Origin of the sequence: Streptomyces durmitorensis (assembly GCF_023498005.1) — a bacterium.
Taxonomy (GTDB): Bacteria; Actinomycetota; Actinomycetes; order Streptomycetales; family Streptomycetaceae; genus Streptomyces; species Streptomyces durmitorensis.
This window is the reverse complement of sequence record NZ_CP097289.1, coordinates 5,597,960-5,622,820: the sequence shown is the minus strand read 5'-3', so window position 1 is coordinate 5,622,820 and position 24,861 is coordinate 5,597,960. Positions and strand designations below refer to the sequence as shown.

Annotated in this window: 24 protein-coding genes; 14 read left to right on the top strand and 10 right to left on the bottom strand. The window is 70.6% G+C overall.

Features of this window, described 5'->3' with window-relative positions; all coding sequences use genetic code 11:
* Window position 1 precedes the first annotated feature (1 nt).
* On the bottom strand, window positions 2-1,666 hold the full coding sequence (hutU, locus tag M4V62_RS25240) for a urocanate hydratase (RefSeq protein WP_249589505.1): 1,665 nt from the start codon (window positions 1,664-1,666) through the stop codon (window positions 2-4).
* Between the two features lie 260 nt (window positions 1,667-1,926).
* Between hutU and M4V62_RS25235 the strand changes: the two genes are divergently transcribed.
* Together M4V62_RS25235 and M4V62_RS25230 are read left to right on the top strand one after the other, a co-directional pair.
* Window positions 1,927-3,258: a type III PLP-dependent enzyme domain-containing protein gene (locus M4V62_RS25235; RefSeq protein WP_249592982.1), complete on the top strand. Its 1,332-nt coding sequence runs from the start codon at window positions 1,927-1,929 to the stop codon at window positions 3,256-3,258.
* 113 nt (window positions 3,259-3,371) lie between these two features.
* On the top strand, window positions 3,372-4,742 hold the full coding sequence (locus tag M4V62_RS25230; protein WP_249589504.1) for an APC family permease: 1,371 nt from the start codon (window positions 3,372-3,374) through the stop codon (window positions 4,740-4,742).
* A gap of 24 nt (window positions 4,743-4,766) precedes the next feature.
* Here M4V62_RS25230 and M4V62_RS25225 read toward each other — a convergent pair whose 3' ends face one another.
* The 5 genes from M4V62_RS25225 to M4V62_RS25205 form a co-directional block, all read right to left on the bottom strand.
* Window positions 4,767-5,354 (bottom strand): hypothetical protein, encoded by a 588-nt coding sequence (locus tag M4V62_RS25225; protein ID WP_249589503.1) that lies wholly within the window; start codon window positions 5,352-5,354, stop codon window positions 4,767-4,769.
* A gap of 89 nt (window positions 5,355-5,443) precedes the next feature.
* Complete coding sequence (locus M4V62_RS25220) at window positions 5,444-5,860, bottom strand: type II toxin-antitoxin system VapC family toxin (RefSeq protein WP_249589502.1); 417 nt, start codon at window positions 5,858-5,860, stop codon at window positions 5,444-5,446.
* On the bottom strand, window positions 5,857-6,099 hold the full coding sequence (locus M4V62_RS25215; protein WP_249589501.1) for a hypothetical protein: 243 nt from the start codon (window positions 6,097-6,099) through the stop codon (window positions 5,857-5,859). Before M4V62_RS25215 ends, M4V62_RS25220 begins: the two co-directional genes overlap by 4 nt.
* A 68-nt stretch (window positions 6,100-6,167) precedes the next feature.
* Window positions 6,168-7,001 carry a MurR/RpiR family transcriptional regulator gene (locus M4V62_RS25210; protein ID WP_249589500.1) on the bottom strand — a complete coding sequence of 278 codons (834 nt, stop codon included), beginning with the start codon at window positions 6,999-7,001 and terminating at the stop codon, window positions 6,168-6,170.
* A complete protein-coding gene (locus tag M4V62_RS25205; RefSeq protein ID WP_249589499.1) occupies window positions 6,998-8,569 on the bottom strand; it encodes an aromatic amino acid ammonia-lyase in 1,572 nt (523 codons plus the stop codon). The genes M4V62_RS25210 and M4V62_RS25205 overlap by 4 nt, the downstream gene beginning before the upstream one ends.
* Before the next feature lie 152 nt (window positions 8,570-8,721).
* Between M4V62_RS25205 and M4V62_RS25200 the strand changes: the two genes are divergently transcribed.
* From M4V62_RS25200 to M4V62_RS25165, 8 genes are all read left to right on the top strand, one after another.
* The gene (locus M4V62_RS25200; protein ID WP_249589498.1) at window positions 8,722-9,861 is read left to right on the top strand and encodes an ABC transporter ATP-binding protein; all 1,140 of its coding nucleotides are present in this window, start codon (window positions 8,722-8,724) and stop codon (window positions 9,859-9,861) included.
* The gene (locus M4V62_RS25195; RefSeq protein ID WP_249589497.1) at window positions 9,858-10,505 is read left to right on the top strand and encodes an ABC transporter permease; all 648 of its coding nucleotides are present in this window, start codon (window positions 9,858-9,860) and stop codon (window positions 10,503-10,505) included. Before M4V62_RS25200 ends, M4V62_RS25195 begins: the two co-directional genes overlap by 4 nt.
* Window position 10,506: 1 nt before the next feature.
* A complete protein-coding gene (locus tag M4V62_RS25190) occupies window positions 10,507-11,178 on the top strand; it encodes an ABC transporter permease (RefSeq protein WP_249589496.1) in 672 nt (223 codons plus the stop codon).
* A 20-nt stretch (window positions 11,179-11,198) separates the two neighbouring features.
* The gene (locus M4V62_RS25185; protein ID WP_249592981.1) at window positions 11,199-12,134 is read left to right on the top strand and encodes an ABC transporter substrate-binding protein; all 936 of its coding nucleotides are present in this window, start codon (window positions 11,199-11,201) and stop codon (window positions 12,132-12,134) included.
* A 61-nt stretch (window positions 12,135-12,195) separates the two neighbouring features.
* Window positions 12,196-13,614, top strand: a complete 1,419-nt coding sequence (locus M4V62_RS25180) for a purine-cytosine permease family protein (protein WP_249589495.1) — start codon at window positions 12,196-12,198, stop codon at window positions 13,612-13,614.
* Between the two features lie 11 nt (window positions 13,615-13,625).
* Window positions 13,626-14,051 (top strand): hypothetical protein, encoded by a 426-nt coding sequence (locus M4V62_RS25175; RefSeq protein ID WP_249589494.1) that lies wholly within the window; start codon window positions 13,626-13,628, stop codon window positions 14,049-14,051.
* 89 nt (window positions 14,052-14,140) lie between these two features.
* Entirely contained in the window at window positions 14,141-14,929 is a 789-nt protein-coding gene (locus M4V62_RS25170; protein ID WP_249589493.1) for a phosphodiesterase, read from the top strand.
* Between the two features lie 157 nt (window positions 14,930-15,086).
* Complete coding sequence (locus tag M4V62_RS25165) at window positions 15,087-15,695, top strand: short chain dehydrogenase (protein WP_249589492.1); 609 nt, start codon at window positions 15,087-15,089, stop codon at window positions 15,693-15,695.
* Window positions 15,696-16,062: 367 nt separating this feature from the next.
* On the opposite strand, the gene M4V62_RS25160 is transcribed toward M4V62_RS25165, so the two are convergent.
* Window positions 16,063-17,454 carry a cystathionine beta-synthase gene (locus tag M4V62_RS25160; RefSeq protein WP_249589491.1) on the bottom strand — a complete coding sequence of 464 codons (1,392 nt, stop codon included), beginning with the start codon at window positions 17,452-17,454 and terminating at the stop codon, window positions 16,063-16,065.
* 166 nt (window positions 17,455-17,620) lie between these two features.
* Here M4V62_RS25160 and M4V62_RS25155 point away from each other — a divergent pair, with 166 nt between their 5' ends.
* The 3 genes from M4V62_RS25155 to M4V62_RS25145 all read left to right on the top strand — a co-directional run bounded on the left by M4V62_RS25155 (window position 17,621) and on the right by M4V62_RS25145 (window position 21,674).
* Window positions 17,621-18,643, top strand: a complete 1,023-nt coding sequence (locus tag M4V62_RS25155; RefSeq protein ID WP_249589490.1) for an SGNH/GDSL hydrolase family protein — start codon at window positions 17,621-17,623, stop codon at window positions 18,641-18,643.
* 748 nt (window positions 18,644-19,391) lie between these two features.
* The gene (locus M4V62_RS25150; protein WP_249589489.1) at window positions 19,392-20,612 is read left to right on the top strand and encodes an acetyl-CoA C-acetyltransferase; all 1,221 of its coding nucleotides are present in this window, start codon (window positions 19,392-19,394) and stop codon (window positions 20,610-20,612) included.
* 234 nt (window positions 20,613-20,846) lie between these two features.
* A complete protein-coding gene (locus tag M4V62_RS25145) occupies window positions 20,847-21,674 on the top strand; it encodes a hypothetical protein (RefSeq protein ID WP_249589488.1) in 828 nt (275 codons plus the stop codon).
* A 34-nt stretch (window positions 21,675-21,708) separates the two neighbouring features.
* On the opposite strand, the gene M4V62_RS25140 is transcribed toward M4V62_RS25145, so the two are convergent.
* Complete coding sequence (locus M4V62_RS25140) at window positions 21,709-22,020, bottom strand: hypothetical protein (RefSeq protein WP_249589487.1); 312 nt, start codon at window positions 22,018-22,020, stop codon at window positions 21,709-21,711.
* A gap of 102 nt (window positions 22,021-22,122) precedes the next feature.
* Here M4V62_RS25140 and M4V62_RS25135 point away from each other — a divergent pair, with 102 nt between their 5' ends.
* Window positions 22,123-22,353, top strand: a complete 231-nt coding sequence (locus tag M4V62_RS25135; protein ID WP_160505450.1) for a DUF4287 domain-containing protein — start codon at window positions 22,123-22,125, stop codon at window positions 22,351-22,353.
* A gap of 104 nt (window positions 22,354-22,457) precedes the next feature.
* Here the strand turns inward: M4V62_RS25135 and M4V62_RS25130 are convergent, their stop codons facing one another.
* Both M4V62_RS25130 and M4V62_RS25125 read right to left on the bottom strand, forming a co-directional pair.
* A complete protein-coding gene (locus M4V62_RS25130; RefSeq protein WP_249589486.1) occupies window positions 22,458-23,372 on the bottom strand; it encodes a Bax inhibitor-1/YccA family protein in 915 nt (304 codons plus the stop codon).
* Between the two features lie 66 nt (window positions 23,373-23,438).
* Window positions 23,439-24,836 (bottom strand): MFS transporter, encoded by a 1,398-nt coding sequence (locus M4V62_RS25125; RefSeq protein ID WP_249589485.1) that lies wholly within the window; start codon window positions 24,834-24,836, stop codon window positions 23,439-23,441.
* Between the last annotated feature and the right edge of the window lie 25 nt (window positions 24,837-24,861).

Sequence of the window (24,861 nt, the reverse complement as noted above, 5' to 3'; positions counted from 1 at the left end):
CTCACGCGGTGCCGTCCTCGCGCATCGGGATCCGTACGCCCTTCTCGTCCGCCACCGACTCCGCGATGTCGTAGCCCGCGTCCACGTGCCGGATGACGCCCATGCCGGGGTCGTTGGTCAGGACGCGGCGGATCTTCTCGCCCGCCAGCTTCGTGCCGTCGGCGACCGAGACCTGGCCCGCGTGGATGGAGCGGCCCATGCCGACGCCGCCGCCGTGGTGGATGGAGACCCAGGAGGCGCCGGACGCGACGTTCACCATGGCGTTCAGGAGCGGCCAGTCGGCGATCGCGTCGGAGCCGTCGAGCATGGCCTCCGTCTCGCGGTACGGGGACGCCACCGAGCCGCAGTCCAGGTGGTCGCGGCCGATCGCGAGCGGGGCGGCGAGGGTGCCGTTGCCGACCATGTCGTTGAACATGTCGCCCGCCTTGTCGCGCTCGCCCTGGCCGAGCCAGCAGATGCGCGCCGGGAGGCCCTGGAAGTGGACCCGCTCGCCCGCCATCTTGATCCAGCGGTGCAGCGACTCGTTCTCGGGGAAGAGGTCCAGGAGCGCCTTGTCCGTCTTGTGGATGTCCGAGGCCTCGCCGGAGAGCGCGGCCCAGCGGAACGGGCCCTTGCCCTCGCAGAAGAGGGGGCGGATGTAGGCGGGGACGAAGCCGGGGAAGGCGAACGCACGGTCGTAGCCCGCGAGTTGGGCCTCACCGCGGATCGAGTTGCCGTAGTCGAAGACCTCGGCGCCCGCGTCCATGAAGCCGACCATGGCCTCGACGTGCTGGGCCATCGACTCGCGCGCGCGGGTGGTGAAGCCCGCCGGGTCCTTCGCCGCGGACGCCGCCATGTCGTCGAAGTCGACGCCGACGGGGAGGTAGGCGAGCGGGTCGTGGGCCGAGGTCTGGTCCGTGACGATGTCGATCGGGGCGCCCTCGGCCAGCATCCGCGGAAGCAGCTCCGCCGCGTTGCCGAGCAGGCCGATGGAGAGCGGACGGCGGGCGTCGCGCGCCTCGACGGCCAGTTGGAGCGCGTGCTCCAGGGAGTCGGCCTTCACGTCCAGGTACTTGTGCTCGATGCGGCGCCCGATGGCGCGCGGGTCGACGTCGATACAGATGGCGACGCCGTCGTTCATCGTGACGGCCAGCGGCTGGGCGCCACCCATGCCACCGAGCCCGGCGGTGAGGGTGATCGTGCCCGCGAGGGTCCCGTTGAACTTCTTCGCGGCGACGGCGGCGAAGGTCTCGTACGTGCCCTGGAGGATGCCCTGCGTGCCGATGTAGATCCACGAACCGGCCGTCATCTGGCCGTACATGGTGAGTCCGAGCTGCTCCAGGCGCCGGAACTCCTCCCAGTTCGCCCAGTCGCCCACGAGGTTCGAGTTGGCGATCAGGACGCGCGGGGCCCACTCGTGGGTCTGCATGACGCCGACGGGGCGGCCGGACTGGACGAGCATCGTCTCGTCCTGCTTGAGGGTCTTGAGCGTGCGCACCATCGCGTCGAAGGAGCGCCAGTCGCGGGCCGCCTTGCCCGTGCCGCCGTAGACGACGAGCTTGTCGGGGTGCTCGGCGACCTCGGGGTCGAGGTTGTTCTGGAGCATCCGGAGGGCGGCTTCCTGCTGCCATCCCAGGGCGCTCAGTTCACTGCCGCGCGGTGCCCGTACGGGGCGGGGTCCTGACATGGCGATGCCTCCTCCTGCTGGACTGCTGTGACCTTGTTATTCACATCCTGCGATGTTGAATAGAGCTAGTCAATACGTTGACGGGGCAGCGGGAGCGCGTCACGGATGATTGGCTGGAACGCATGAGCGATCAGGGCGCGGAGACCGCACACGCATCCGAGGCGGCATCCCAGGCGGGCACGGACCCGGAAGCCGCCACGCGACGCCTTACGGCGGCGGGTCCACCGGCGGCTCCCTCGGCAGACGCGGCCGCTGCTTCGATGGCGGATTCCGCGGCCCGGCGCGACCAGGCCGTCCGCGCCGCCGTCGAGCAGGGCCTCCTCGACCCCGCGTCCCCCATCGTCGGCCTCCTGGACGTCACCGGCATCCGCGCGTCCGCCGCAGCCCTGCGCGCCGCCTTCGAGGCGGTCACGCCCCCCGGCACGCCCGTCCTGCACGCCTTCGCGGTGAAGGCCTCGCCCCTGGTCCCGGTCCTGCGGCTGCTGCGCGACGAGGGCATCGGCGCCGAGGTGGCCAGCCCCGGAGAGCTCGCCCTCGCGCGGGCCGCCGGTGTGCCGCCCACGCACACCGTCCTCGACTCGCCCGCGAAGACCCCGGCCGAGCTGCGCGAGGCCCTCGCGCTCGGCATCGCCGTGAACGCGGACAACCCGCAGGAGCTCGCCCGCATCGACGCGATGACCCGCTCCGCGCCCACCCGCTCCCCCATCGGCCTGCGCGTGAACCCGCAGATCGGCGGCGGCTCCATCGGCGCCCTGTCCACCGCGACGGCGACCTCCAAGTTCGGCGTCGCGCTGCGCGACGAGGGCGCCCGCGAGTGGATCGTCCAGGCCTACCTGGACCGCCCCTGGCTGACGCGCCTGCACGCCCACTCCGGGTCGCAGGGCATGCCGCTGGAGCTGATGGTGCGGGGCGTCTCGGCGACGTACGAACTGGCCGAGGAGATCAACGAACGGGCCGGCAGGCAGCAGATCGACACCATCGACATCGGCGGCGGCCTGCCCGTCAACTTCGGCTCGGACGAGGAGAGCCCGACGCACGCGCAGTACGCGCGCCGCCTGAAGTCCCGCGTCCCCGGCCTGCTCGACGGGCGCTACGGCCTGGTCACCGAGTTCGGCCGCTCGCTGCTCGCCAAGCACGGCACGATCCTGGCCCGCGTCGAGTACGCCAAGTCGGCGGGCACCCGGCCCATCGCGGTGACGCACGCGGGCGTCCAGGTGGCGGCGCGCACGGTGTACGCGCCCGCGTCCTGGCCGCTGCGGATCGCCGCGTTCGACGCGAAGGGCCGCCCCAAGAGCGGACCGCCCGTCGGCCAGGACATCGCGGGCCCGGCCTGTTTCGCGGGCGACCTGCTCGCCGAGAACCGCCCGCTGCCGCTGCTCGAACAGGGCGACTACGCGGCGGTGCTCGACACGGGCGCGTACTACTTCGCGCACCACTACTCGTACAACAGCCTTGCCAGGCCCGGGATCTACGGCTTCGCGGCGGGCACGTCCGAGCCGGTCACCTTCGCCACCGTGCGGGAGCCGCAGACCCTGGAGGAGATCGTCGCCGAGTCGGGGGGCGCGCGGCGGGACGCGCTGCGCGACCTCTGAGTGCGCTCCGGGCCTCGCCCTGAAGTTCCTCTGAGGTTCCTCAACTCCCGCATCGTTGCCGCACTTCCGGGGCAGATGATCCCTCCAGGCACACCCTCGGGGGAGATGATCCTGTGACGACGTCCGACACACCCACCACCACCCCACCACCCGCGGAAGAACCCGGGCTGAAGCGCGCGATCGGCCCCAAGCTCCTGATCCTCTTCGTCATCGGCGACATCCTCGGCACCGGCATCTACGCCACCACCGGCAAGGTCGCGGGCAAGGTCGGCGGCGCGCTGTGGCTGCCGTTCGCGATCGGCTTCGTCGTGGCGATCCTGACGGCGGCGTCGTACGTCGAGCTGGTCGGGAAGTATCCGAAGGCGGCGGGCGCCGCCCTCTACACGCAGAAGGCCTTCAAGGTCCCGTTCCTCACCTTCATCATCGCCTTCATGGTGATGTGCTCGGGCCTGTCGTCGGCGAGCGCCGCGGCCCGCGCCTTCAGCGGCGACTACCTCGGGGAGCTGACGAGCGACGCGCTCCCGCCGACGCTCGTCGCGATCCTGTTCATCCTCGCGCTCGCGGCGCTGAACCTGCGGGGCGTGGCCGAGTCGGTGAAGACGAACGTGGTGCTCACGCTCGTCGAGCTGACGGGCCTGGCCATCATCCTCGCCATCGGCGCGTACGCGGTCCTGAGCGGGGACGGTGAACCGTCCCGCCTGACGGACTTCGAGGCCGGGGGCGACGGCACGGCCTACGCCCTGATGACGGGCGTGCTCGGCGCGACCGCGCTCGGCTTCTTCGCGTTCGTCGGCTTCGAGGACTCGGTGAACATGGCCGAGGAGACGAAGGACCCGACGCGTACGTTCCCGCGGGCGATCTTCATCGGGGTCGCGGTGACGGGCACGATCTACGTCCTGGTGGCGCTGGTGTCGTCCCTGCTCGTGGACTACAAGGTGTTGGAGGGATCGAGCGGCCCCCTCCTTGAGGTCGTGAAGGCGGGCGGCATCGACTTCCCGCACAAGCTCTTCGCGCTGATCGCCCTGTTCGCGGTCACCAACTCGGCGCTGATCAACATCATGATGGCCTCGCGGCTCTGTTACGGCATGGCCAACGAGCGCATCCTGCCGCGTGCGATGGGCCGGGTCCTGCCCAGCCGCCGCACGCCGGTGGTGGGCATCATCTTCGTCTCCGTCCTGGCCATCGGCCTGGTGTCGACGGGCGAGATCGAAGGCCTCGGCGACACAACGGCGTTCCTGCTCCTGTGCGTGTTCGCGGTGGTCAACATCGCGGTCCTGGTCCTGCGCAAGGACCGCGTGGACCACGAGCACTTCCGTACGCCGACGGTGCTGCCCGTGCTCGGCGCGATCACCGCCCTGGTCCTGGCGAGCCCCCTGGCGGACCGGCCCGCGGAGGTCTACATCCGGGCAGGGGTGCTCGTGGCCATCGGCATCGTCCTGTGGGCGGTCAACAAGGTGGTGATGAAGACGCAGGGCGAGGCCTGACGGCAGGACTGTTGGAAGGGGCGCTCAGACGCTCACGCGCTGCGGGCGGCGACGGGCGCCGCCCGGGGCGGCGTCCCCCGCCAAGAGGCCGGTGGAGCGGTAGCCCTTCACGCCCTTGCCCGCGGGAGCTCCGGCACGACGGCTGAGCCAGTCGACGCGCACCCACAGGAGCGCGTCGAGCTCCCGCTCGCGCCGCCCGAGCCAGGCGGCCCTGCCCCAGAGCCCGACGCCCGCCCCGGCCATGGCCATTCCACCGGCGGCGGGAATCACGAAGGCACTCCCCAGGGCCGCGAGGAACCCCGCGGCGATCCACCAGCGGTGGGCGCGGCGCCAGTTGCGTACGGTGACGGCGCGGTCCTGGAGGATGTCCTGCTTGGCGGCGCGGGTGGCCTCACCGGTGAGGGCGGTGTAGCGCTTGCGCCGGGAGTACGTGACGGCGACGGCCACCACGATGAACAGGGCGGCCCCCGCGAGAACACCGATGCGCCGCCCGGTGAGCCCCGGCGGCAGCGTCCCTACTCCTGCGGCGAGCACCCCCGCCCACCACAGGGGCAGGGCCCCCGCCCGCACGACCACCGAAACCCTGCCGAGCCCTTGCCCTCCGCGCCCCACGTCGCCCTCCCTGGCTGTCTGCCGCTGCTGTGGCGCAGGAGGTTAACGGGGAAATCTGAGGGGACGGTGAGAGCCTGAGGGGCGGCGCCTCAGGGCAGGATCGTGAAGCCCTGCACGTGCTGTGGCCGGACGGCGGAGAAGTGCCGGCGGTCGAGCGTCGCCACTTCGGCGAGACGCAGGCGCTCGGCCACGGCGACGACGGAGGCGTCCACGGTGCCGAGGGGGAAGTCGGCGTACTTGCGGACCAAATCGGCCGTACGGGCCAGATCCCGCGGCTCCAGCCCGACCAGTTCCAGCTGACCTGCCGCAACCGAGTCCAGAAAACTTGCCTCGGCTTCCGGAGACAAGTACCGCTCCAGCATCCAGGCTGTCTCGGTCACCACGGTCGGCAGCACCATGAGCCGCCCTTGAAAGCCTTCGGCGAAGGTCACGCAAGCCGCGTGGTGTGCGTCCCTTCGGTCCGCGATCGCGATCAGCACGCCTGTGTCGACCAGGATTTCCTTCACCGATCGAGCTCGATTCCGTCCTGGACCAACTCACGGTGGCGTTCCGAGAGGTCGGAACGGCCCGAATCCCCGACGCCCGCGAAGGACAGACGCCGCGCTGGCGGCTCGGCTCCGGCCTCCTCCGCGTAAGGCGCGGTCTGCGGGTCGGTGTCGACAATGACGCGGAGGTGCCGGAGCGTGGCCGGCGGCAGCGCGTCGAGCACGTGCCGGAGGTGATCGTAATCCTCTGCTGCGGTCATACCATCGAGGGTACGTCGCAGTACCAGCCACCGGCACGGAACGCGGTCCGTTCACCCAGAAGTGCTGCTCACTCCACGAACAACCCCCGCGCCGCCGCCCCCGCGTCGAACTCCTCAAGGCGCGCCTGCGCGTCCGGAAGGCCGTCGCACATCGCCTCCAGGAGCACCCGGCCGAGGAGCATCGGCGCGCACGCCGTGTCGAAGGCGAGGCCCGTTCCGACCGCTGCCGGGAGCAGGAGGTCGGAGTGTGCCGCCACGGGGGCGAACGCCGAGTCGGCCACCGTGACCACCGAGAGGCCCGCCCCCTGCGCGTAGGCCAGCGCGTCCACCACCTCCCGCGGGTGGCGGGGCAGCGCGAAGCAGAGGAGGGCCGAGGCCCCGGCCCGTACCGCCGCGTCGATCCGGTCGGCCAGCATCGTGCCGCCCGCGTCGAGGAGGCGTACGTCGGGGTGGACCTTCGCCGCGAAGTACGAGAAGCCGTACGCCTGGGACGCGGCGGCCCGCAGGCCGAGGACGGGCAGCGGGCGCGAGGAGGCGAGGATCCGCCCCGCACGCTCCACCGGCGCCGGGTCGGCGAGCACCTCCGCCAGGTTCCGGAGGTTCGCGATCTCCGCCTCGACCGCCTGCTGGTACTCGTTGAGGGAGGCCTCGCCCGCCGCCTCCGCGGGCGCCAGCTCCCGCAGGTGCCGCCGCAGCGCCGGATAGCCGTCGAAGCCGAGCGCCACCGCGAAACGGGTCACCGATGGCTGGCTCACCCCGGCGAGCTCCGCCAGCTCGACGCTGGAGAGGAAGGGGACGTCCGCCGCCCGCCGCACCATGCAGTGCGCGATGCGCCGCTGCGTGGGCGTGAGGCGGTGCCCCTCGAAGAGCACTTGCAGCCGCGCCGCAGGACTGTCACTCATACCGTTCCCCTCACAACACCCTGACTCTCAAAGGCCGTTCCGCCCACGGACCCGAGGTCCAGCCACAGCTCGGTGAACCGGTCGAGCAGCCCGGCCGCCGCCGTCACATCATCCGTCAACGGCCGGTCGGCCAGCTCCGCGTCGAGCACCGAGTCCGCGAGCGCGAAGGCCCGCCCGACGGGCAGCTCCGGGTCGAGCCGCATGTCCCGCTGCCTCAACGCCCTTACTGCCGCGACCAGTTCACAGCCGACCACCAGGCGGTACGCGTCGCACGCCCGCAGCGTCTGCCGCGCCGCGAGCGAGGCGAAGCTGGCCTGTTCCTCCACGCCGCGGGAGAGCACCGCGTGGCCGAGGGACGCCGGGGCGGAGAAGGCGCGCAGGTCACCGAGGGCCGCGCCGGCCGCGTACTCCAGGATCATCACGCCGGACGACGCCGGTTCGCCGTCCGCGAGGAAGGGGCGCAGGCGGGTGAAGCCCGGTTCGTTCAGGGTCGAGAGGCGCGAGGTCGACAGGCGTGCCGCCTGCGTCACCGCCAGCCTGAAGTGGTCGAGCGACAGGGCGAGTTGGGCCATGTAGAAGCCGCCGTGGTGGTACGCCGCCATATCCTCCGCCGAGATCAGCGGGTTCTCGGCGGCCGCGTTGATCTCGACCGTCAGGACGTTTTCGAGCGCGTCCGCCGCGTCGTGCGCGGGGCCGTGGATCTGCGGCACGCAGCGCAGGCCGTACGGGTCCTGGATCCGGCCGAGCGGCGGCGTGGGGCGATCCGGAGCGCCCAGGATCTGCCGCATCCGTTCGGCGACCGCGTACGAGCCCGCGTGGCGCCGCGCCTCGTGCACGGGCAGCGCGTACGCCTCGTAGGAACCGTCGACCGCCATCAGGGTCAGCGCCGCCACCACCTGCGTGGCCGCGACGAGCCCGCGCAGCTCGTGCAGGGCGAGCGCGGACTGGCCGAGCGTGAGGGCGTTGCTGCTGATCAGGGCGAGGGCGTCGTTGTTGTCGAGGGGCTGCGGGGCGGGGGCGGCGCCCGCGCCCTGCCAGGGGTGCTCGCCCGCGAGGGCGAGGCCCATCTGCGCGAGCGCGGCGATGTCGCCGGTGCCGACCGAGCCGAATTCGTTGACCTTCGGGTACGCGCCCGTCTCCAGGGCCTCGCAGAGCGCCGTGACGACGGTCGGGCGCAGGCCCGCGCCGCCCGCGAGGAGCTGGTTGGCGCGGACCGCGAGCATCGCGCGCACCTGCCGCGCGGGCAGCTCCTCGCCGATCGCTCCGGCGTGGCTGCGCAGCAGGCGCAGGCCGTGGTCGGAGGCCGCCTCGGTCGGCACGGACTCATTCCGGTTGGCGCCCACGCCGGTGGAGCGGCCGTAGACGCGACCCCAGGAAGCGATCTCCCGCGCCGCGTCCCAGGAAGCCTCGACGCGCTTCATGCCGTCCGTCCCCGGAACGGGCTTTGCGGTGGATTCGGCCATACGTACGACATCTGCGACCATCAGTCCGCGGCCGTCCAGGACGACGACCGAGCCGCTGTCGTCAGGTGCCCTGCCGGTCGCCCTGTCCGCGATACGAGACGACATCACTCGTAATTCCTCCTCAACCCGGACGCTCCGTCTTGCCCTGCGGCCACTCGTAACCAGTGATTTACGCCGGGGCGTGGACAAGCTATTGACAATCTATTCAGTCAACGAGAACTCTGCATGACGATATACAGCCGGGCAAGGGACTCCTCATGATCCAATTCGATACGGTCCACAAGCGCTTCCCGAACGGCACAACCGCGGTCGACGACCTCACACTTGAGATGCCGGAAGGGGGCGTGACCGTCCTCGTCGGATCTTCCGGTTGCGGCAAGACGACGACGCTCCGCATGATCAACCGGATGGTCGATCCGACCTCCGGGACGATCAGGGTGGGCGGCAAGGACGTCCTGGAGCAGGACGCCGCCGAGCTGCGCCGCTCCATCGGGTACGTGATCCAGCAGTCGGGGCTCTTCCCGCACCGCACCGTCCTGGACAACATCGCCACCGTGCCGCTGCTGCTCGGCTGGGGCCGCAAGAAGGCGAGGGCGCGGGCGGCGGAGCTCCTGGACACGGTCGGCCTCGCCGCCGACGCCGGGAAGCGCTACCCGCACCAGCTCTCCGGCGGCCAGCAGCAGCGCGTCGGCGTGGCCCGCGCACTGGCCGCCGACCCGCCGGTGCTCCTGATGGACGAGCCGTTCGGCGCGGTCGACCCCGTGGTCCGCACCCAGCTCCAGGACGAACTCCTGCGCCTCCAGCGGGAGTTGAACAAGACCATCGTCTTCGTCACGCACGACATCGACGAGGCGGTCAGGCTCGGCGACCGCATAGCCGTCTTCCGCACCGGCGGCCACCTCGTCCAGTGCGCGAGCCCCGCCGAGCTCCTGGCCCGCCCGGCGGACGACTTCGTCGCGGACTTCCTGGGCGCGGAGCGCGGCCTCAAGCTGCTCTCCCTGACGACACTTGCCGAGGTCCCGCAGGCCCCGGCTCCGGAGGGCGGCGCCTGGACGCTGCGGCTGGACTCGGCTGGGGCGCCGGTCGCCTGGCGGCACAAGGACGGCGCCGCGACGGACGTCCCCGTACGCCCCCTGCGCGACACGGACTCGCTGCTGGCCGCCCTCAACGAGTCCCTGTCCGCCCCGACCGGCCTGGTGGCCCGGGTCGACGAGACGGGCAGCCTGACCGGGGTGACGTCGCGGGAGGACATCCACGACCGGGCGGGCGCGGCGCACGAGAGGGGTCGGGCAGTCTGCGGGCCGGTGGGAACTGCGCGAGCAACCCAGGACGGCGGTCCCGACGGAGAACCCACGGAAACCACCCCTGCACCCGCTACCGCAAAGCGCACAACGTGAGCGTCGACTGGTCGTGGATATCCGACCACACCGACGACCTCACCACCCTCACCCTCTCCCACCTCCAGGCCGCCCTCACCGCCGTACTCCTCGGCCTGCTCATCTCGCTCCCCCTGGCCGTCGTCGCCCACCGCGTGCGCCCCCTGCGCGGACTGCTCCTCGGCCTGTCGAACATCCTCTTCACCATCCCGTCCATCGCCGTCTTCGTGCTGCTCCTGCCGGTCAGCGGGCTCACCCGCACCACCACCGTCATCGGCCTGACGATCTACACGCTCGTCGTGCTCCTGCGGAACACCGTCGAGGGCCTGGACTCCGTCCCCGCCAAGACCAAGGAAGCCGCGAAGGCCATGGGCACCCGGCCCCTGCGCACCCTCCTCACCGTCGAGCTCCCCCTCGCGCTCCCGGTGATCATGGCGGGCGTACGGATCGCGACGGTCATGGCGATCTCCCTCGTCTCCGTCGCGACCTACATCGGCGACGGCGGCCTCGGACAGCTCTTCACGGACGGGTTTCAGCGCAACTTCCCCACCCCCGTCATCGTCGGCGTCGTCCTGACCCTGCTCCTCGCGCTCGTCGCGGACGCGCTGCTCGTCACCCTCCAGTACGTCCTGACGCCCTGGACCCGCCGCAAGAGGAGCGCGTGACATGTACGAACTCTTCAAGGACCTCGGCGCCTGGCTGGTCAACGGCGAGCAGTGGGCCGGGTCCGACGGCATCGGGACCCGCCTCGCCGAGCACCTCCAGTACTCGCTGCTCGCGACCCTCATCGCCGCCGCCATCGCCCTTCCGGTCGGCCTGCTCATCGGGCACACCGGGCGCGGCGCCTTCCTCGCCATCAACCTCTCCAGCTTCGGGCGCGCGCTGCCCACGGTCGGCCTCGTCGTGCTGGTCTTCCTCGCCAGCGGCCTGTCGATGTGGCCCGTCTACATCGCGCTCGTCGCCCTCGCGGTGCCGTCCATCGTGACCAACACGTACGCCGGGATGACCGCCGTCGACCCGGAGGTGCGGGACGCCGCGCGCGGCCAGGGCATGCGCTGGCACCAGGTCCTCTTCCAGGTCGAACTGCCCCTCGCGCTCCCCCTGATCATGACCGGGCTGAGGCTCGCGCTCATCCAGGTCGTCGCGACCGCCACCATCGCCGCGTACGTCTCCTTCGGCGGGCTCGGCAGGTACGTCTTCGACGGGCTCGCCCAGCGCGACCTCGTACAGGTGCTCGGCGGCGCGGTCCTCGTGGCGCTCGTCGCCGTCGTACTCGACCTCGCGCTCTCCGGACTGCAGCGCGCCCTCTTCCGCCACCGCCCCGCCAAGTCGGCCTAGGAGCACACCAGATGGCCCCCATGAACCGCAGGACACTCCTCGGCGGACTCTTCGCCGCCGCGTCCGTCCCCGCGCTCGCCGCCTGCAGCGGCGGCATCACCTCCCTCGACGGGCAGGGCTCCGGCGGCACAGGCGGTGGCTCCAGCAAGAACGGCGTCACCATCGGCACCGCCAACTTCACCGAGAACCAGGTCCTCGGCTACCTCTACGCCGCCGCGCTCGAAGCGGAAGGCGTGAAGACGACCGTCCGCCCCAACCTCGGCACCCGCGAGATCCTCATCCCCGCCCTCAAGGGCGGCGACATCGACCTCCTGCCCGAGTACCAGGGCGCGCTCCTGCACTACCTCGACGCCAAGGCGAAGGCCACGGAGGAGGGCGAGATGCAGAACGCACTCGCCATGGTCCTGCCCCGCGGCCTGCAGATCCTGCCCTACGGCAAGGCCGAGGACTCCGACGCCTTCGTCGTCACCCGCGAGACCGCCGAGGAGTACGGCCTCAAGTCCCTCGCGGACCTCGCGAAGCACAACGGCAAGCTCGTCATCGGCGCCGCGCCCGAGGTCAAGAAGCGCACGGTCGGCTCGGTCGGCCTCAAGGACGTCTACGGAGTCGAGTTCAAGGAGTTCAAGTCCCTCGACTCCTCGGGTCCGCTGGTGAAGGGCGCCCTGAAGAAGGGCGACGTCGACGTCGCGAACCTCTTCACCACCGACACCGACATCGTCGCCGAGAAGTGGGTCGTGCTCACCGACCCCAAGAACCTGATCCCCGGCCAGCACGTCGTCCCGCTCATCGCCGACCGCAAGGCCGACTCGACGGTCCGTGCGGCGCTCGGCCGCCTCGGCAACGCGCTGACGACCAAGGACCTCACCGAGCTCAACCGCCTGGTGGACAAGGACAAGAAGGACCCGGAGGACGTCGCGAACGACTGGGCGGCGCGGCACGGGATCAGCAAGAAGTAGCCGACAGCAACAAGCAGCCGACCAAAGGCAGTTCGTACAGCAGCAGGGAGTTCACCGGATCATGGCAGACACTCTCGTGGAGCGGCGCTCCATCGACGTCGTCCCCGACGACGAACGGCACGGCACGGCGTTCAGCCAGTTCACCCTCTGGCTCGGTGCCAACCTGCAGATCACCGCGGTCGTCACGGGCGCGCTCGCCGTCGTCTTCGGGGGCGATGTGGTGTGGTCGGTGATCGGCCTGCTGCTCGGCAATCTGCTCGGCGGCGCGGTCATGGCCCTGCACTCGGCCCAGGGACCGAAGCTGGGCCTGCCCCAGATGATCCAGTCCCGCGCCCAGTTCGGGGTGCGCGGCGCGGTCGTGCCGCTCCTGCTCGTCATCCTCATGTACGTCGGCTTCTTCGCCAGCGGCAGCGTCCTCGCCGGACAGGCCACGGCCCAGCTCACGCACACGAACGACACCACCGGCATCATCATCTTCGCGGTGATCACCGCGGTGGTGGCGGCGGTCGGCTACCGCGTGATCCACGTCCTTGGCCGGGTGGCGAGCGTGATCTGCGCGCTCGCCTTCATCTACCTGGGCATCCGCCTCCTGGACCGCGTGGACATATCGGCACTGCTCGGCGACGCGCACTTCGACCTGCCGATGTTCCTGCTCGCGGTCTCCCTCTCGGCGTCCTGGCAGCTCGCCTTCGGACCGTACGTCGCGGACTACTCGCGCTATCTGCCGCGTACGACATCGGGGCGGGCCACGTTCTGGTGGACCCTGTCCGGCTCCGCGCTCGGCTCCCAGTGGTCGATGACCTTCGGCGTGCTCGTGGCGGCGACCGCGGGCGACGCGTTCCTCGCCAACCAGGTCGGATACGTGGTCGGCCTGGGCGGCGCGGGCCTCATCGCGTCCTTCCTCTACTTCGTGATCGCGCTGGGCAAGCTGACGATCAACGTGCTCAACACCTACGGCGGCTTCATGTCGATGGTGACCAGCATCAGCGGATTCCGCGGCCAGAAGACGCTCTCGCCGCGCGGCAGGGCGGCGTACATCGCGCTGATCATGGTGGCGGGCACGGTGGTGGCGCTGCTCGGCAAGGACAGCTTCCTGACGTCCTTCAAGGACTTCCTGCTGTTCCTGCTGACGTTCTTCACACCGTGGTCGGCGATCAACCTGGTCGACTACTACCTGATCTCCAAGGAGCGCTACGACATCCCGGCGCTCTCCGACCCCCACGGCCGCTACGGAGCCTGGCGCTGGGACGCGCTGACGGTCTACGGAGTGGGGCTGCTCGCCCAGCTCCCCTTCCTGGTGACGCACTTCTACACCGGCCCGCTGGTGGAGCCCCTTGGCGGCGCGGACATCTCGTGGATCGTGGGTCTGGTGGTCCCCGCGGCCCTGTACTGGCTCCTGGCCCGCCGCGACACGTCGCACATCCCGGCGGAGCCAGAAAGGGGGGATAGCCCCACTGTCACGCCCGCGTCGGCTGCGTAACGTAAAAGACTATGGAAGCCCGTGACGCCGAACTCAAAAAAGAACTCGACGCCACTCTGCACGCCCGCAGAGAGCTAGGCGAAGAGTATGAGTCCGCGCTGGTCGACTCTTTCCTCGGAAAGGTCGAGCAGCGCCTGGACGGCACCATCGACCGGCGGATGCGCCGGCACATGGCCGAGCAGCAGATGGTCGTCGCCCGCGGCTCCCGCGCACCGAACGGCGCCGTGGACTCCTGGGGCGAGCGCTTCGGCTTCGGCATCGTCTCGCTGATCCTCGCGATCCCGCTCTCGGCGATCGGCGTGGTCAACGCCGACCTGCCCGGCCTCTTCGTCACCTGGGGCGGCATCGTCGGCGTGAACGCGGTGCATTCGATGCGGGGCATGAACTTCGGGCGCGGCCGCAGGGAGCGCGAGCGGAAGTCGGAGTGGGACGACTGAGGTTCTGCCCCCCGGGTCACTGACGGCCGGGGTTCTGCTGTCAGCAGGACCGGTGGCGCGACCCGCCGCTCAGGGCGGACCGTGCCCTCATGACCACCTCTGTCGCACACCTCAGTGACCTGCACCTCACCACCGGCCCGCTGGCCGCCGAACCGGCGGCCGGCCTGCGCCGCGCGCTCGCCCGCGTCCTCGCCCTGGAACCCCGGCCCACCTGCGTGGTGCTCACCGGCGACCTGACGGAACACGGCCACCCCGACGAGTACGAGCAGCTGCGCGAACTCATCGCGGGCTTCCCGCTGCCCCTGCACCTGACGACCGGCAACCACGACGACCCGGCGGCCCTGGCCAAGACGTTCGGCGGCACGGCACACCTCGGCGGAACACACGCCACGCACTACACAGTCGAGTACGACGACCTGACGCTGATAGCCCTGGACTCGAACGTCCCCGGCGCCGGACACGGCCACCTGGGCGAGGCCCAACTCACCTGGCTGGACGAACAGTTGACGGCCCGTCCCGAGATCCCCGCCCTGGTCTGCGTACATCACCCGCCGACGGCCATCGGCATCCCGTACCTGGACGGCATGCGCCTCACGGACGGCGACGCCCTAACGGAGGTGGTGGCCCGCCACCCCCACGTGGTCCGGGTCCTCGCGGGCCACGTCCACCGCCCGATCACCGGCGGCTACGCGGGCACGACCCTGTCGACCGCCCCGTCGACGTACCTCCAGAGCGCCCTCGCGCTGAGCACGGACGACACCATGGGCTACGCACCCGAGCCGACGGCCTTCCAGCTCCACCTCCGGACGACCACGGGCGGCTGGGTCACGCACACGGTGGCGGTGAGCCATGCGGCGGCGAAGATCCAGGGGTACTGAAAGCCCACACCGAGGCCCGCGCCGAAGGTCATCCCCCGTGGTTATGACGACAGGTATTGGACGCGGTGACGCGCTCCCCCGAACCTGAACGAAGACCAGTTCAGCACCTCAGTGCTGCTCAACTCAGTACTGCTCAACGCCCAGGAGACGGGACCCCATGAAGATCGTCGTCATCGGTGCAAGCGGCACCATCGGATCCGCGCTCTCCGAGACCCTTGAGGCGAGCGGCGGCCACGAGGTCGTCCGGGCGTCGCGGCGCGGTCCTGTCGTGGTGGATCTGGCGCGGCCGGAGTCGATCGACGAGATGTTCGACGCGGTCGGGACCGTCGACGCGGTGGTCGCGGTCGCCGGGAGCGGGCAGATCGCGCGGATCGACGCCTCGTCCGACGAGGACTACTTCCGGGGCCTCGAAGGCAAGATGCTGGGCCAGATCCACCTCACACGCCGTGCGGCGCACCGCATCGCCGACGGCGGCTCGCTCACCCTCACCAACGGCATCTCGACGTTCTCCGAGCCCGGCCTCTCGTTCGCCGCCCTGGTCAACGGAGGCCTCGGCCACTTCGTGCCGACCGCGGCGGCCGAGATGCCGCGCGGGATCCGGCTGAACTCCGTCAGCCCGGGGTGGGTCGCCGAGACCCTGGAGAAGATGGGGCGCGACGGGGCGCAGGGGACGCCGGTGGCCGAGGTGGTCCGCGCGTACGTCGAGCTGATCGAGGGGACGGGGCGGGGCCTGGTGGTGGAACCCGGAGTGCCCGCGACGAGCTGAACTGACGGGACATCACGCGCCGCTCGGACGTACGCAGGTGTTCCGCAGACGCGTTCCGGCAGACGCGTTCCGGCAGACGTATACGAAGTTCATGCGCGGGGACCGCCGCACCCCCGGTTTCCCAGGGGGCGGGACGACGGCGGTCCCCGCGAGGGACGCGTGCCGGGTCAGGACCGGGCCTCGCGTCCAGGCGTTCAGAGGTCCGGGAGCCGCTCCGGAGTTCCTGTACGCCGACAACAACCAATGTGCCGGAGCCGTGTTAAGCGGGTGCTGCGCGGACGTGACGCGCTCGTACCACTTCCGCGAAGTTCGCCCCACGTCCCACGCCCCACGGCTCACCACACACGGCTCCCGGCGAACCCGGCGGCTACTGCCCCTGCTGCTCCGCGAGGAAGGCCAGCAGGTCCTGACGGCTCACCACACCGGTCGGCTTGCCCTCGACCAGGACGATCGCCGCGTCGGCCCCGCCGAGCACCGACATCAGGTCGGCGACCGGCTCACCGGAGCCGACCTGCGGCAGCGGGTCCGACATGTGCTTCTCCAGCGGGTCGGAGAGCGAGGCCCGCTGCGTGAACAGCGCGTCCAGGAGCTCGCGTTCGACGACGGAGCCGATGACCTCGGCCGCCATCACGTCCGGGTGGCCCGCGCCCGGCTTCACGATGGGCATCTGCGAGACGCCGTACTCACGCAGTACGTCGATGGCCTCGCCGACCGTCTCCTCCGGGTGCATGTGGACGAGTGAGGGCAGCTCGCCACCCTCCTTGCGGCGCAGTACGTCACCGACGCGAGGCGCGTCGCCTGCCTGCTCCAGGAACCCGTAGTCGTTCATCCACTCATCGCTGAAGATCTTGCTCATGTAGCCGCGCCCGGAATCGGGCAGGAGCACGACGACGACATCATCGGGACCGAGCCGCTCGGCGACCCGCAGCGCGGCCACGACGGCCATCCCGCAGGACCCGCCGACGAGCAGCCCCTCCTCCTTCGCGAGCCGCCGCGTCATCTGGAAGGAGTCCTTGTCGGACACCGCGATGATCTCGTCGGTCACGTTCCGGTCGTACGCCGTCGGCCAGAAGTCCTCACCGACGCCCTCGACGAGGTAGGGCCGCCCGGAGCCGCCGGAGTACACGGACCCCTCGGGGTCGGCACCGACGACGGTGACCGCACCCTTCGAGATCTCCTTGAGATACCCACCGGTCCCGGAAATGGTGCCGCCGGTCCCGATGCCGGTCACAAAGTGGGTGATCTTCCCTTCCGTCTGCTCCCACAGCTCAGGGCCGGTGGAGTGGTAGTGGGAGAGGGGGTTGTTCGGGTTGCTGTACTGGTCGGGCTTCCAGGCACCGGGGGTCTCGCGCACGAGGCGGTCGGAGACGTTGTAGTACGAGTCCGGGTGCTCGGGATCAACCGCCGTGGGGCAGACGACGACGTCGGCGCCGTAGGCCCGCAGCACATTGATCTTGTCCAGGGAAACCTTGTCCGGGCAGACGAAGATGCACTTGTAGCCCTTCTGCTGGGCCACGATGGCGAGCCCGACCCCGGTGTTGCCGGACGTCGGCTCGACGATCGTGCCGCCGGGCTTGAGCTCCCCGCTCTGCTCGGCCGCCTCGATCATGCGCAGCGCGATGCGGTCCTTCACGGAACCGCCGGGGTTGAAGTACTCGACCTTGGCCAGGACGGTCGCCTGAATGCCCGTGGTCACGTTGTTGAGCCTCACCAGCGGGGTGTTGCCGACGAGACTGATCATCGAGTCGTGGAATTGCACCGTTGTCTCCGGGCTGCGATGTAGTGCGACGAATGGGTGTCGTCAGACTAAGGGTCCCGTTCAGTTCCCGTTCAGTCGTTCACCTTCACCCGCGATTGGCCGACCGTCCTTACGGGGCAATGAGTTGATGTAGGGCGGTATGGCTACGAGGAGGTGGCTGCAGGGCATGTCGAGGGCGAGGGTGGCGCGGCGGATTGCTGCGGGCGCGGCTTACGGCGGCGGAGGTATCGGGCTGCTCGGGGCGGCGACCGTGGGAGTGGTCCTCGCCGAGGTGCAGCTGGCGAAGCGGTCCGTCGGGAACAGCGGGGAGCATCCGGCTCCACCGCGGGCGGACGGACGCTACGGCTGGGGGTTCGCGGACGGGCCCGAGGGCGCGGAGCCCTTGCGGTTCGCGATGCTCGGCGATTCGACCGCCGCGGGCCAGGGGGTGCACCGGGCCCGGCAGACTCCCGCCGCGCTGCTCGCGGCGGGGCTCGCCGCGGTGGCCGAGCGGCCGGTGGAGCTGCGGAACGTGGCGCTTCCCGGCGCCCAGTCGGACGACTTGGACCGCCAGGTCACGCTGATCCTGTCCGACCCCTCGTCCTGGGTCCCCGACGTCTGCGTCGTGATGATCGGCGCGAACGACGTGACGCACCGGATGCCGGCGACGCGCTCCGTGCGCCATCTGGCGGCGGCGGTGCGCAGGCTGCGTACGGCCGGGGCGGAGGTGGTGGTCGGGACGTGCCCGGACCTGGGGACGGTCGAGAACGTGTACCAACCCCTGCGGTGGATGGCGCGGCGGGTGTCGCGGCAGCTGGCCGCCGCGCAGACGATCGGCGTGGTCGAGCAGGGCGGGCGGACGGTGTCGCTCGGGGACCTGCTTGGCCCCGAGTTCCTGGCGAATCCGCGGGAGCTGTTCGGTCCCGACAACTACCACCCCTCCGCGGAGGGGTACGCGACGGCGGCGATGGCGGTGCTGCCGACGCTGTGCGCTGCGCTGGGGCTGTGGCCGGAGGAGGAGCGCCCCGACGTGTCGCGGCGCGAAGGGTTCCTGCCGGTGGCCCGTGCGGCTGCGCAGGCCGCGTCGGAGGGTGGCACGGAGGTGGCCGCGGCGATGCCCACGGGGCCCCGCGGCCCCTGGGCCCTGCTCAAGCGCCGCCGCCGCCGGCGCATCCACCACGCGCCGGACCCTTCACCGCTGCCGCAGTAGCCCTGCGGGGGGGGCTGGGGGGGATTGCTGGCCCGGCGATGCCGCCGGGGCGGGCCTGCGGGGCGCTCGCCCCGCCACGCCGGTGGGTGTCTGCGGGTCGCCACACACTGGCCCGCCGCTTCGCGCCGGATGTCTCCCTCCCACCCACCCGTTTACCCCGGAGCGAGATCGTCGCCAAGAGCAGCTGCAGGGGGGAACAGGCGGGCGGGAGCGGGTGAGACACCTGCCGGGCAATCGGGCGGGCGGGCGGGGAACATCCGCCGCGCAGCGGCAGGACAAGAAGCACCGCAGAAGCAGACGGAAGCAGGTAAGACACCTGCCGGGCAATCGGGCGGGCGGGCGGGGAACATCCGCCGCGCAGCGGCGGGACAAGAAGAACCGCAGAGACAGGCGGGAGCAGGTAAGACACCTGCCGGGCAATCGGGTGGGCGGGCGGGGAACATCCGCCGCGCAGCGGCGGGACAGGAAGAGCCGCAGAAGCAGGCGGGAGCAGGTAAGACCCGCCGGGCAATCGGGTGGGTGGGTGGGGGACATTCGCCGCGCAGCGGCGGGACAGGCCCACCGAGGTAGGAGCCACCACGGCAGGTGGGACCCCCGGCGGCACCACAGGCCCCCCAAGGCGCCCCCGCCAGACTGAGCAAGCGCTTAGAAAAATGCGGCCCGCATCACAGTCCCCGCCCGATGACTGATCGCGATACGTGCAGGTAACTTCCCAGGGAGTCCTGCCCCCTCGCCAATGGAGCCCCACATGCCCGAAGCCGTGATCGTCTCCGCCGCCCGCACCCCGATCGGTCGCGCCTTCAAGGGCTCCCTGAAGGATCTGCGCCCCGACGACCTGACCGCCACGATCATCGAGGCCGCCCTCGCCAAGGTGCCGGGTCTCGACCCGAGGGACATCGACGACCTGATGCTCGGCTGTGGTCTGCCGGGCGGCGAGCAGGGGCACAACCTCGGCCGCATCGTCGCCGTACAGATGGGCATGGACCACCTGCCGGGCTGCACCATCACCCGCTACTGCTCCTCCTCCCTGCAGACGAGCCGCATGGCCCTGCACGCCATCAAGGCGGGCGAGGGCGACGTCTTCATCTCCGCGGGCGTCGAGATGGTGTCCCGCAGCGTGAAGGGGTCGAGCGACGGGCTCCCCGACACCCACAACCCCCTCTTCGCCGACGCCGAGGCCCGCACCGAGGCCGTGTCCAAGAGCGAGGGCTCCACCTGGCACGACCCCCGTCAGGACGGCCTGATCCCGGACGCGTACATCGCGATGGGCCAGACCGCCGAGAACCTGGCCCGCGCCAAGGGCGTCACCCGCCAGGACATGGACGAGTTCGGTGTCCGGTCCCAGAACCTCGCCGAGGAAGCCCTCAAGAACGGCTTCTGGGAGCGCGAGATCACCCCGGTGACGACCCCCGACGGCACCGTCGTCAGCAAGGACGACGGGCCCCGCGCCGGCGTCACCCTCGAAGGCGTCCAGGGCCTCAAGCCCGTCTTCCGCCCCGACGGCCGCGTCACCGCCGCCAACTGCTGCCCGCTCAACGACGGCGCCGCCGCCCTCGTGATCATGAGCGACACCAAGGCCCGCGAGCTGGGCCTGACCCCGCTGGCCCGCATCGTCTCCACCGGCGTCACCGGCCTCTCCCCCGAGATCATGGGCCTCGGCCCGGTCGAGGCGTCGAAGCAGGCCCTGTCCCGCGCCGGTCTCACCGTCGACGACATCGACCTCTTCGAGATCAACGAGGCCTTCGCCGCCCAGGTGATCCCCTCCTACCGCGACCTGAACATCCCGATCGACAAGCTGAACGTCAACGGCGGCGCCATCGCCGTCGGCCACCCCTTCGGCATGACGGGCGCCCGCATCACCGGCACGCTCATCAACTCCCTCCAGTTCCACGACAAGCAGTTCGGTCTGGAGACCATGTGCGTCGGCGGCGGACAGGGCATGGCGATGGTCATCGAGCGCCTCAGCTGACCCTCCGGCCCCCTGCGGAACCCCCGCCTCTCCATTGATTCGTGACTCAATCTCCCCCAGGATGTGACCTATCTCCTGGGGGAGATGCATATGCCCAGGTCAGAGCATGTCTGTGGATAAACACCGGGCCGAAAGACCTGTCCAATTCGTGACGTAATGCACTGACAGGTGGATCGTGCAGGCTTCAAGCTGATGTAGGAAGTCGGGGGTCGACTTGAAACCGGGAGTACGTCAGTGAGCGCTTTGCCTCTTGCCTTGCTGCTCTCCACGGCCGCTGCCACGGCCGTGAGTGCCGCCGCCCTGCACGCCGTGCACGGGCTTCGGAAGCAGCTCGCAGAAATTACCGCCCTGCGAACCGAGCTGGCCCAGAGCCACTCGGCGACCGCACACGCCGCGGTGCCCGCCGCCCGCACCACTCCGGACACCGACGAGATACGCACGGCTGTCGCCGAGGCACTCGCCGAGGAACGGGAGCGCGAGCTGGCCGAGGCCCGGGCCTTCTGGGCCGCCCAGGAAGCCCGTGACGCCTCGGACGCGCCCTCGCTCCTGAGCGGCCTGCCCGGACTCTCCGACATGGCCGACGAGCTGTTCCTGCCCCGCCAGGCGGACTTCTCGGGCCTGGAGGCGGACAGCCTGGAGCCGGTCATCGAGCCGTACGGCGATCCGGCCGACGAGTTCGCGGGAGACTCCCCGGAGCTGGCCGCAGCCCGTCGCCGCCACCCCTCGCACCCGGATTTCGTCCCGGTGCAGTCGCCCGTCAACGGCGACCACGAGCGCACTGTCGCCTGTCTTGAGGAACTGGCCGACGCCCGCACGGCGCTCGCCGACGTCCGCCCGGGCCCGCTCGGCACGCTGGACGTCTACGTCTTCGCGGACGGCACGACGCTCTGCATGACCCCGGGCCACCGCGAGACCGCGGAGCTCCTGTCCGACGCCCTGCGCGACGGCCACACCCCGGTCCTGCTCGGCGGCTCCGGAGTCTCCGGCGCCTACGCCCTGACCTTCGAGTGCGGCACCGAGAACGTCTACATCCTGGCGGACCGCGTCATCGCCTCCGTCTGACCGAAGCGACCCCGGCACACGCCGGGGTCACGCGTCACACCCCGGCGCGCTTCTGCGCCTTCTCCACGAGTGTCAGTGCCTCGGCCAACTGGCCGGAATCCTCGAGCACAAGGGCCAAATCCCGCCCCGCGACCGTGATTTGGTCGGCCGCCGCGAACATCCCGGCGTCCGGCATCTCCCGCGGCTCCGCGTCCGGTACCTCGATCCGCTGCGCCCACGCCGCCAGTTCCCTGGCCAGAGCGAGCGCCTCGGTCGCCGCCCCCCGCTGCAGGCGACTCTGCGGGGCGGCCCGCAATCGGTCGGCGAATTGGTCCACTGCGGCCGTCAAAGGCGTCGTATCAAGCACCCGGCGACCTTATGCGCCTGGGCGGGACTGTTGCCAACGTCCCAACGCTCAGGCACGGTGTCGTGAAGGACGGAACACATCGCGACGCGTCCGGAGGCGCCGATGTCCCAAGTCTTCTCCGAGGAGACCCACCGCAATCTGATCGCCCGCATCCCCCACTGCACCGGTCGTGAGATCTCCGACTGGCTTCGCGCCGTAGACGAAGGCCCTTCGCTCTTCCGCTTCGAAGAGAAGGTCAGCTGGCTCCGCGCGGAACACAATCTGGCGTACGGGCACGCCAAGGCAATCATTCACGAGTACGACTTGCGGCGGGCCGCGCGCAAGCTGCTCTGACTCCCCTGTCCCCCTCACCCTCACTCACTCACACCCACCCACACACACGGCGAAGGGCCCCGCGGAACGCATGTTCCGCGGGGCCCTCCGGTGCGTCAGACGCGTCAGTCGTTGCCCTGCAAGATGGCGATCAGACGCAGGAACTCGAGGTAGATCCAGACGAGCGTCATCGTCAGACCGAACGCCGCGAGCCAGGCCTCTTCCTTCGGCGCTCCGTACGCGATGCCGTCCTCGACCTGCTTGAAGTCAAGGGCCAGGAAGCACGCACCGAGCAGGATGCCGACGATGCCGAAGACGATGCCGAGGCCGCCGCTGCGGAAGCCGAGGCCGTCGCCGCCGCCGAAGACCGCGAACAGCAGGTTCACGGCGGTCAGCAGCAGGAAGCCCATCGCCGCGGCCATCACGAAGCCGTAGAAGCGACGGTTGACGCGGATCCAGCCCGCCTTGTAGGCGATCAGGACGCCGACGAAGACGGCCATCGTGCCGAGCACGGCCTGCATGGCCGCGCCGTCCGCGATGCGGTTGTCGACGACGCTGGAGACGACGCCGAGGAAGACACCTTCCAGGGCGGCGTACGCCAGGATCAGCGGCGGCGAGGCCTTGCGCTTGAAGGCCTGCACCAGGCCGAGCACCATCGCGACGAGGCCTGCGCCGATCGCGATGCCGAACGACTTGCTGATGTTGGCGTCGTCCACCGGCAGCAGCGCCCAGGCGAGCGCGGCCGTGACCACGAGCGTGCCGAGCGTGGTGGCGGTGCGCATGACGACGTCGTCCATCGTCATGCGTCCTGCGGTGGTTACGGGCGCCTGGGGCGCGCCGTGCTGCAGGTCCTGCTGGGCGTACGGGTTCGTCGCGTACGGATTGGCCGGGGCCTGCTGGCCCGCGGTCGCGTACGGATTGCCCTGCTGGGTCTGTGTCCCGCCCGCGGGTCCCCCGGCCTGCGGCTGCGTGCCGAAGCCCGCGTAGCCGTTGTCGCGGCTGAACCCCCGTCGCGAGAAGACCGGGTTGCTGCTCCTCATTTCACTCCTCCATGGCCACCGGGCGTGGCTTTGGCTCAAGAGTAATGCGTAGGCAAAAGGAAGACCCTAGTGCTTGGGGAGGATCTTTCCCTCCTTGTGACCAAGAACGACGGGCCCGGTGCTCTCTGTTCCCGGTGAGGCGGTGGATACACCCTCGTCGGCCGGGGTCCGTCGGCTGCGCCGGACGAGTGGCACCAGCGAGATCGCGACGGCTCCGAGCACGGCGGCCACGGCGAACGTGGTGAATCCGAGTGACGCGTTTCCGCCGGAGACGACGGCGCCTCCCAGCCACGGCCCGACGACCGCGCCGGTGCGCCCGACGCCGGTGATCCAGCCGAGCCCCGTGGCGCGCTGAGCGGGCGTGTAGACGGAAGGGGCGGAGGCGTAGACCATCACCTGCGCCGAGAAGAGCCAGATGCCGGTCATGAAGACGATCACGTACGCGACGCCGAGCGGCAGCTCCGCCCTGAGCAGGAACGTGCCGCAGGCGGTGAGCAGGAACCAGATCGCGGAGATCCGCACGGCGCCGAACTTGTCGGCGGCCCGCCCCGCGACCAGCATGCCCACGATGCCGCCCGCGTTGATCACCATGAGGAAGGTCACGGAGGAGGAGAGCGAGTAGCCGGAGGCACGCATCAGCTCGGGGAGCCAGGTGGAGACCCCGTACACGAGGAGCAGACCGGCGAAGGACGCGAGCCACAGGAGCGGGGTCGCGAACCGCTGGCCGGGGCCGAAGAGCGAGGCGACGGCGGCGAAGCGGCCCTTGGCGCCCGCCTCGGGGGCTTCGGCGAGCGTCGGGGACGGCAGCAGGTACCGGGCGGCGACGGCCTCGGCCTCGCTCGCGCGGCCCTTGGCGAGGAGCACGCCCGGCGATTCGGGCAGCCACTTCAGTACGAGGGGGATGGCGACGACGGCGGGGATCACGCCGGCCCAGAAGACGACGCGCCAGCCGTGGTCGGGCCCGAGCCAGAGTCCGAGGCCCGTGGCCGCCATGCCGCCCGCGTGGTACGAGGTCATCATCAGGCCGGTGGCCAGCGCGGCCCTGCGCCGCGGCGCGAACTCGGCGACGATCGCGAGGCTGATCGGCATCAGGCCGCCGAGCCCGAGCCCGGCGATGAACCGTCCGCCGCCGAAGACGGCGGCGGTGGGCGCGAGCGCGCAGACCGCGGAGCCGAGGGAGAAGAGCGCGACGCTCCCCGTCACCATCGGCTTGCGGCCGACCCAGTCGGTGAGCGTGCCGCAGCCGAGGGCGCCGATGAGCATGCCGAAGGTGGTCCAGGAGCCGATGGTGCCCGCGGTCGACGCGGTGAAGCCGAAGCCCTTGTCGTCGATGAGGTGCGGCATCACGGCGCCGTAGATGTTGACGTCCATGCCGTCGAAGAAGACGACGAGCCAGCACAGGGCTATGACGGGGGCCACTGATCTGAAGGTGCGCTCGGGAGCGGCGCCTTGGGGAGCGGTCACGGGGTTCTCACTTCTTTGTGGGACC

Bases quoted from the DNA above. Each gene is read 5' to 3' on its own strand.
- hutU (WP_249589505.1), bottom strand. From the start codon at position 1,666: ATGTCAGGACCCCGCCCCGTACGGGCACCGCGCGGCAGTGAACTGAGC.
- M4V62_RS25235 (WP_249592982.1), top strand. From the start codon at position 1,927: ATGGCGGATTCCGCGGCCCGGCGCGACCAGGCCGTCCGCGCCGCCGTC.
- M4V62_RS25215 (WP_249589501.1), bottom strand. From the start codon at position 6,099: ATGACCGCAGCAGAGGATTACGATCACCTCCGGCACGTGCTCGACGCG.
- M4V62_RS25210 (WP_249589500.1), bottom strand. From the start codon at position 7,001: ATGAGTGACAGTCCTGCGGCGCGGCTGCAAGTGCTCTTCGAGGGGCAC.
- M4V62_RS25205 (WP_249589499.1), bottom strand. From the start codon at position 8,569: ATGTCGTCTCGTATCGCGGACAGGGCGACCGGCAGGGCACCTGACGAC.
- M4V62_RS25200 (WP_249589498.1), top strand. From the start codon at position 8,722: ATGATCCAATTCGATACGGTCCACAAGCGCTTCCCGAACGGCACAACC.
- M4V62_RS25190 (WP_249589496.1), top strand. From the start codon at position 10,507: ATGTACGAACTCTTCAAGGACCTCGGCGCCTGGCTGGTCAACGGCGAG.
- M4V62_RS25185 (WP_249592981.1), top strand. From the start codon at position 11,199: ATGAACCGCAGGACACTCCTCGGCGGACTCTTCGCCGCCGCGTCCGTC.
- M4V62_RS25180 (WP_249589495.1), top strand. From the start codon at position 12,196: ATGGCAGACACTCTCGTGGAGCGGCGCTCCATCGACGTCGTCCCCGAC.
- M4V62_RS25175 (WP_249589494.1), top strand. From the start codon at position 13,626: ATGGAAGCCCGTGACGCCGAACTCAAAAAAGAACTCGACGCCACTCTG.
- M4V62_RS25170 (WP_249589493.1), top strand. From the start codon at position 14,141: ATGACCACCTCTGTCGCACACCTCAGTGACCTGCACCTCACCACCGGC.
- M4V62_RS25165 (WP_249589492.1), top strand. From the start codon at position 15,087: ATGAAGATCGTCGTCATCGGTGCAAGCGGCACCATCGGATCCGCGCTC.
- M4V62_RS25155 (WP_249589490.1), top strand. From the start codon at position 17,621: ATGTCGAGGGCGAGGGTGGCGCGGCGGATTGCTGCGGGCGCGGCTTAC.
- M4V62_RS25150 (WP_249589489.1), top strand. From the start codon at position 19,392: ATGCCCGAAGCCGTGATCGTCTCCGCCGCCCGCACCCCGATCGGTCGC.
- M4V62_RS25135 (WP_160505450.1), top strand. From the start codon at position 22,123: ATGTCCCAAGTCTTCTCCGAGGAGACCCACCGCAATCTGATCGCCCGC.
- M4V62_RS25130 (WP_249589486.1), bottom strand. From the start codon at position 23,372: ATGAGGAGCAGCAACCCGGTCTTCTCGCGACGGGGGTTCAGCCGCGAC.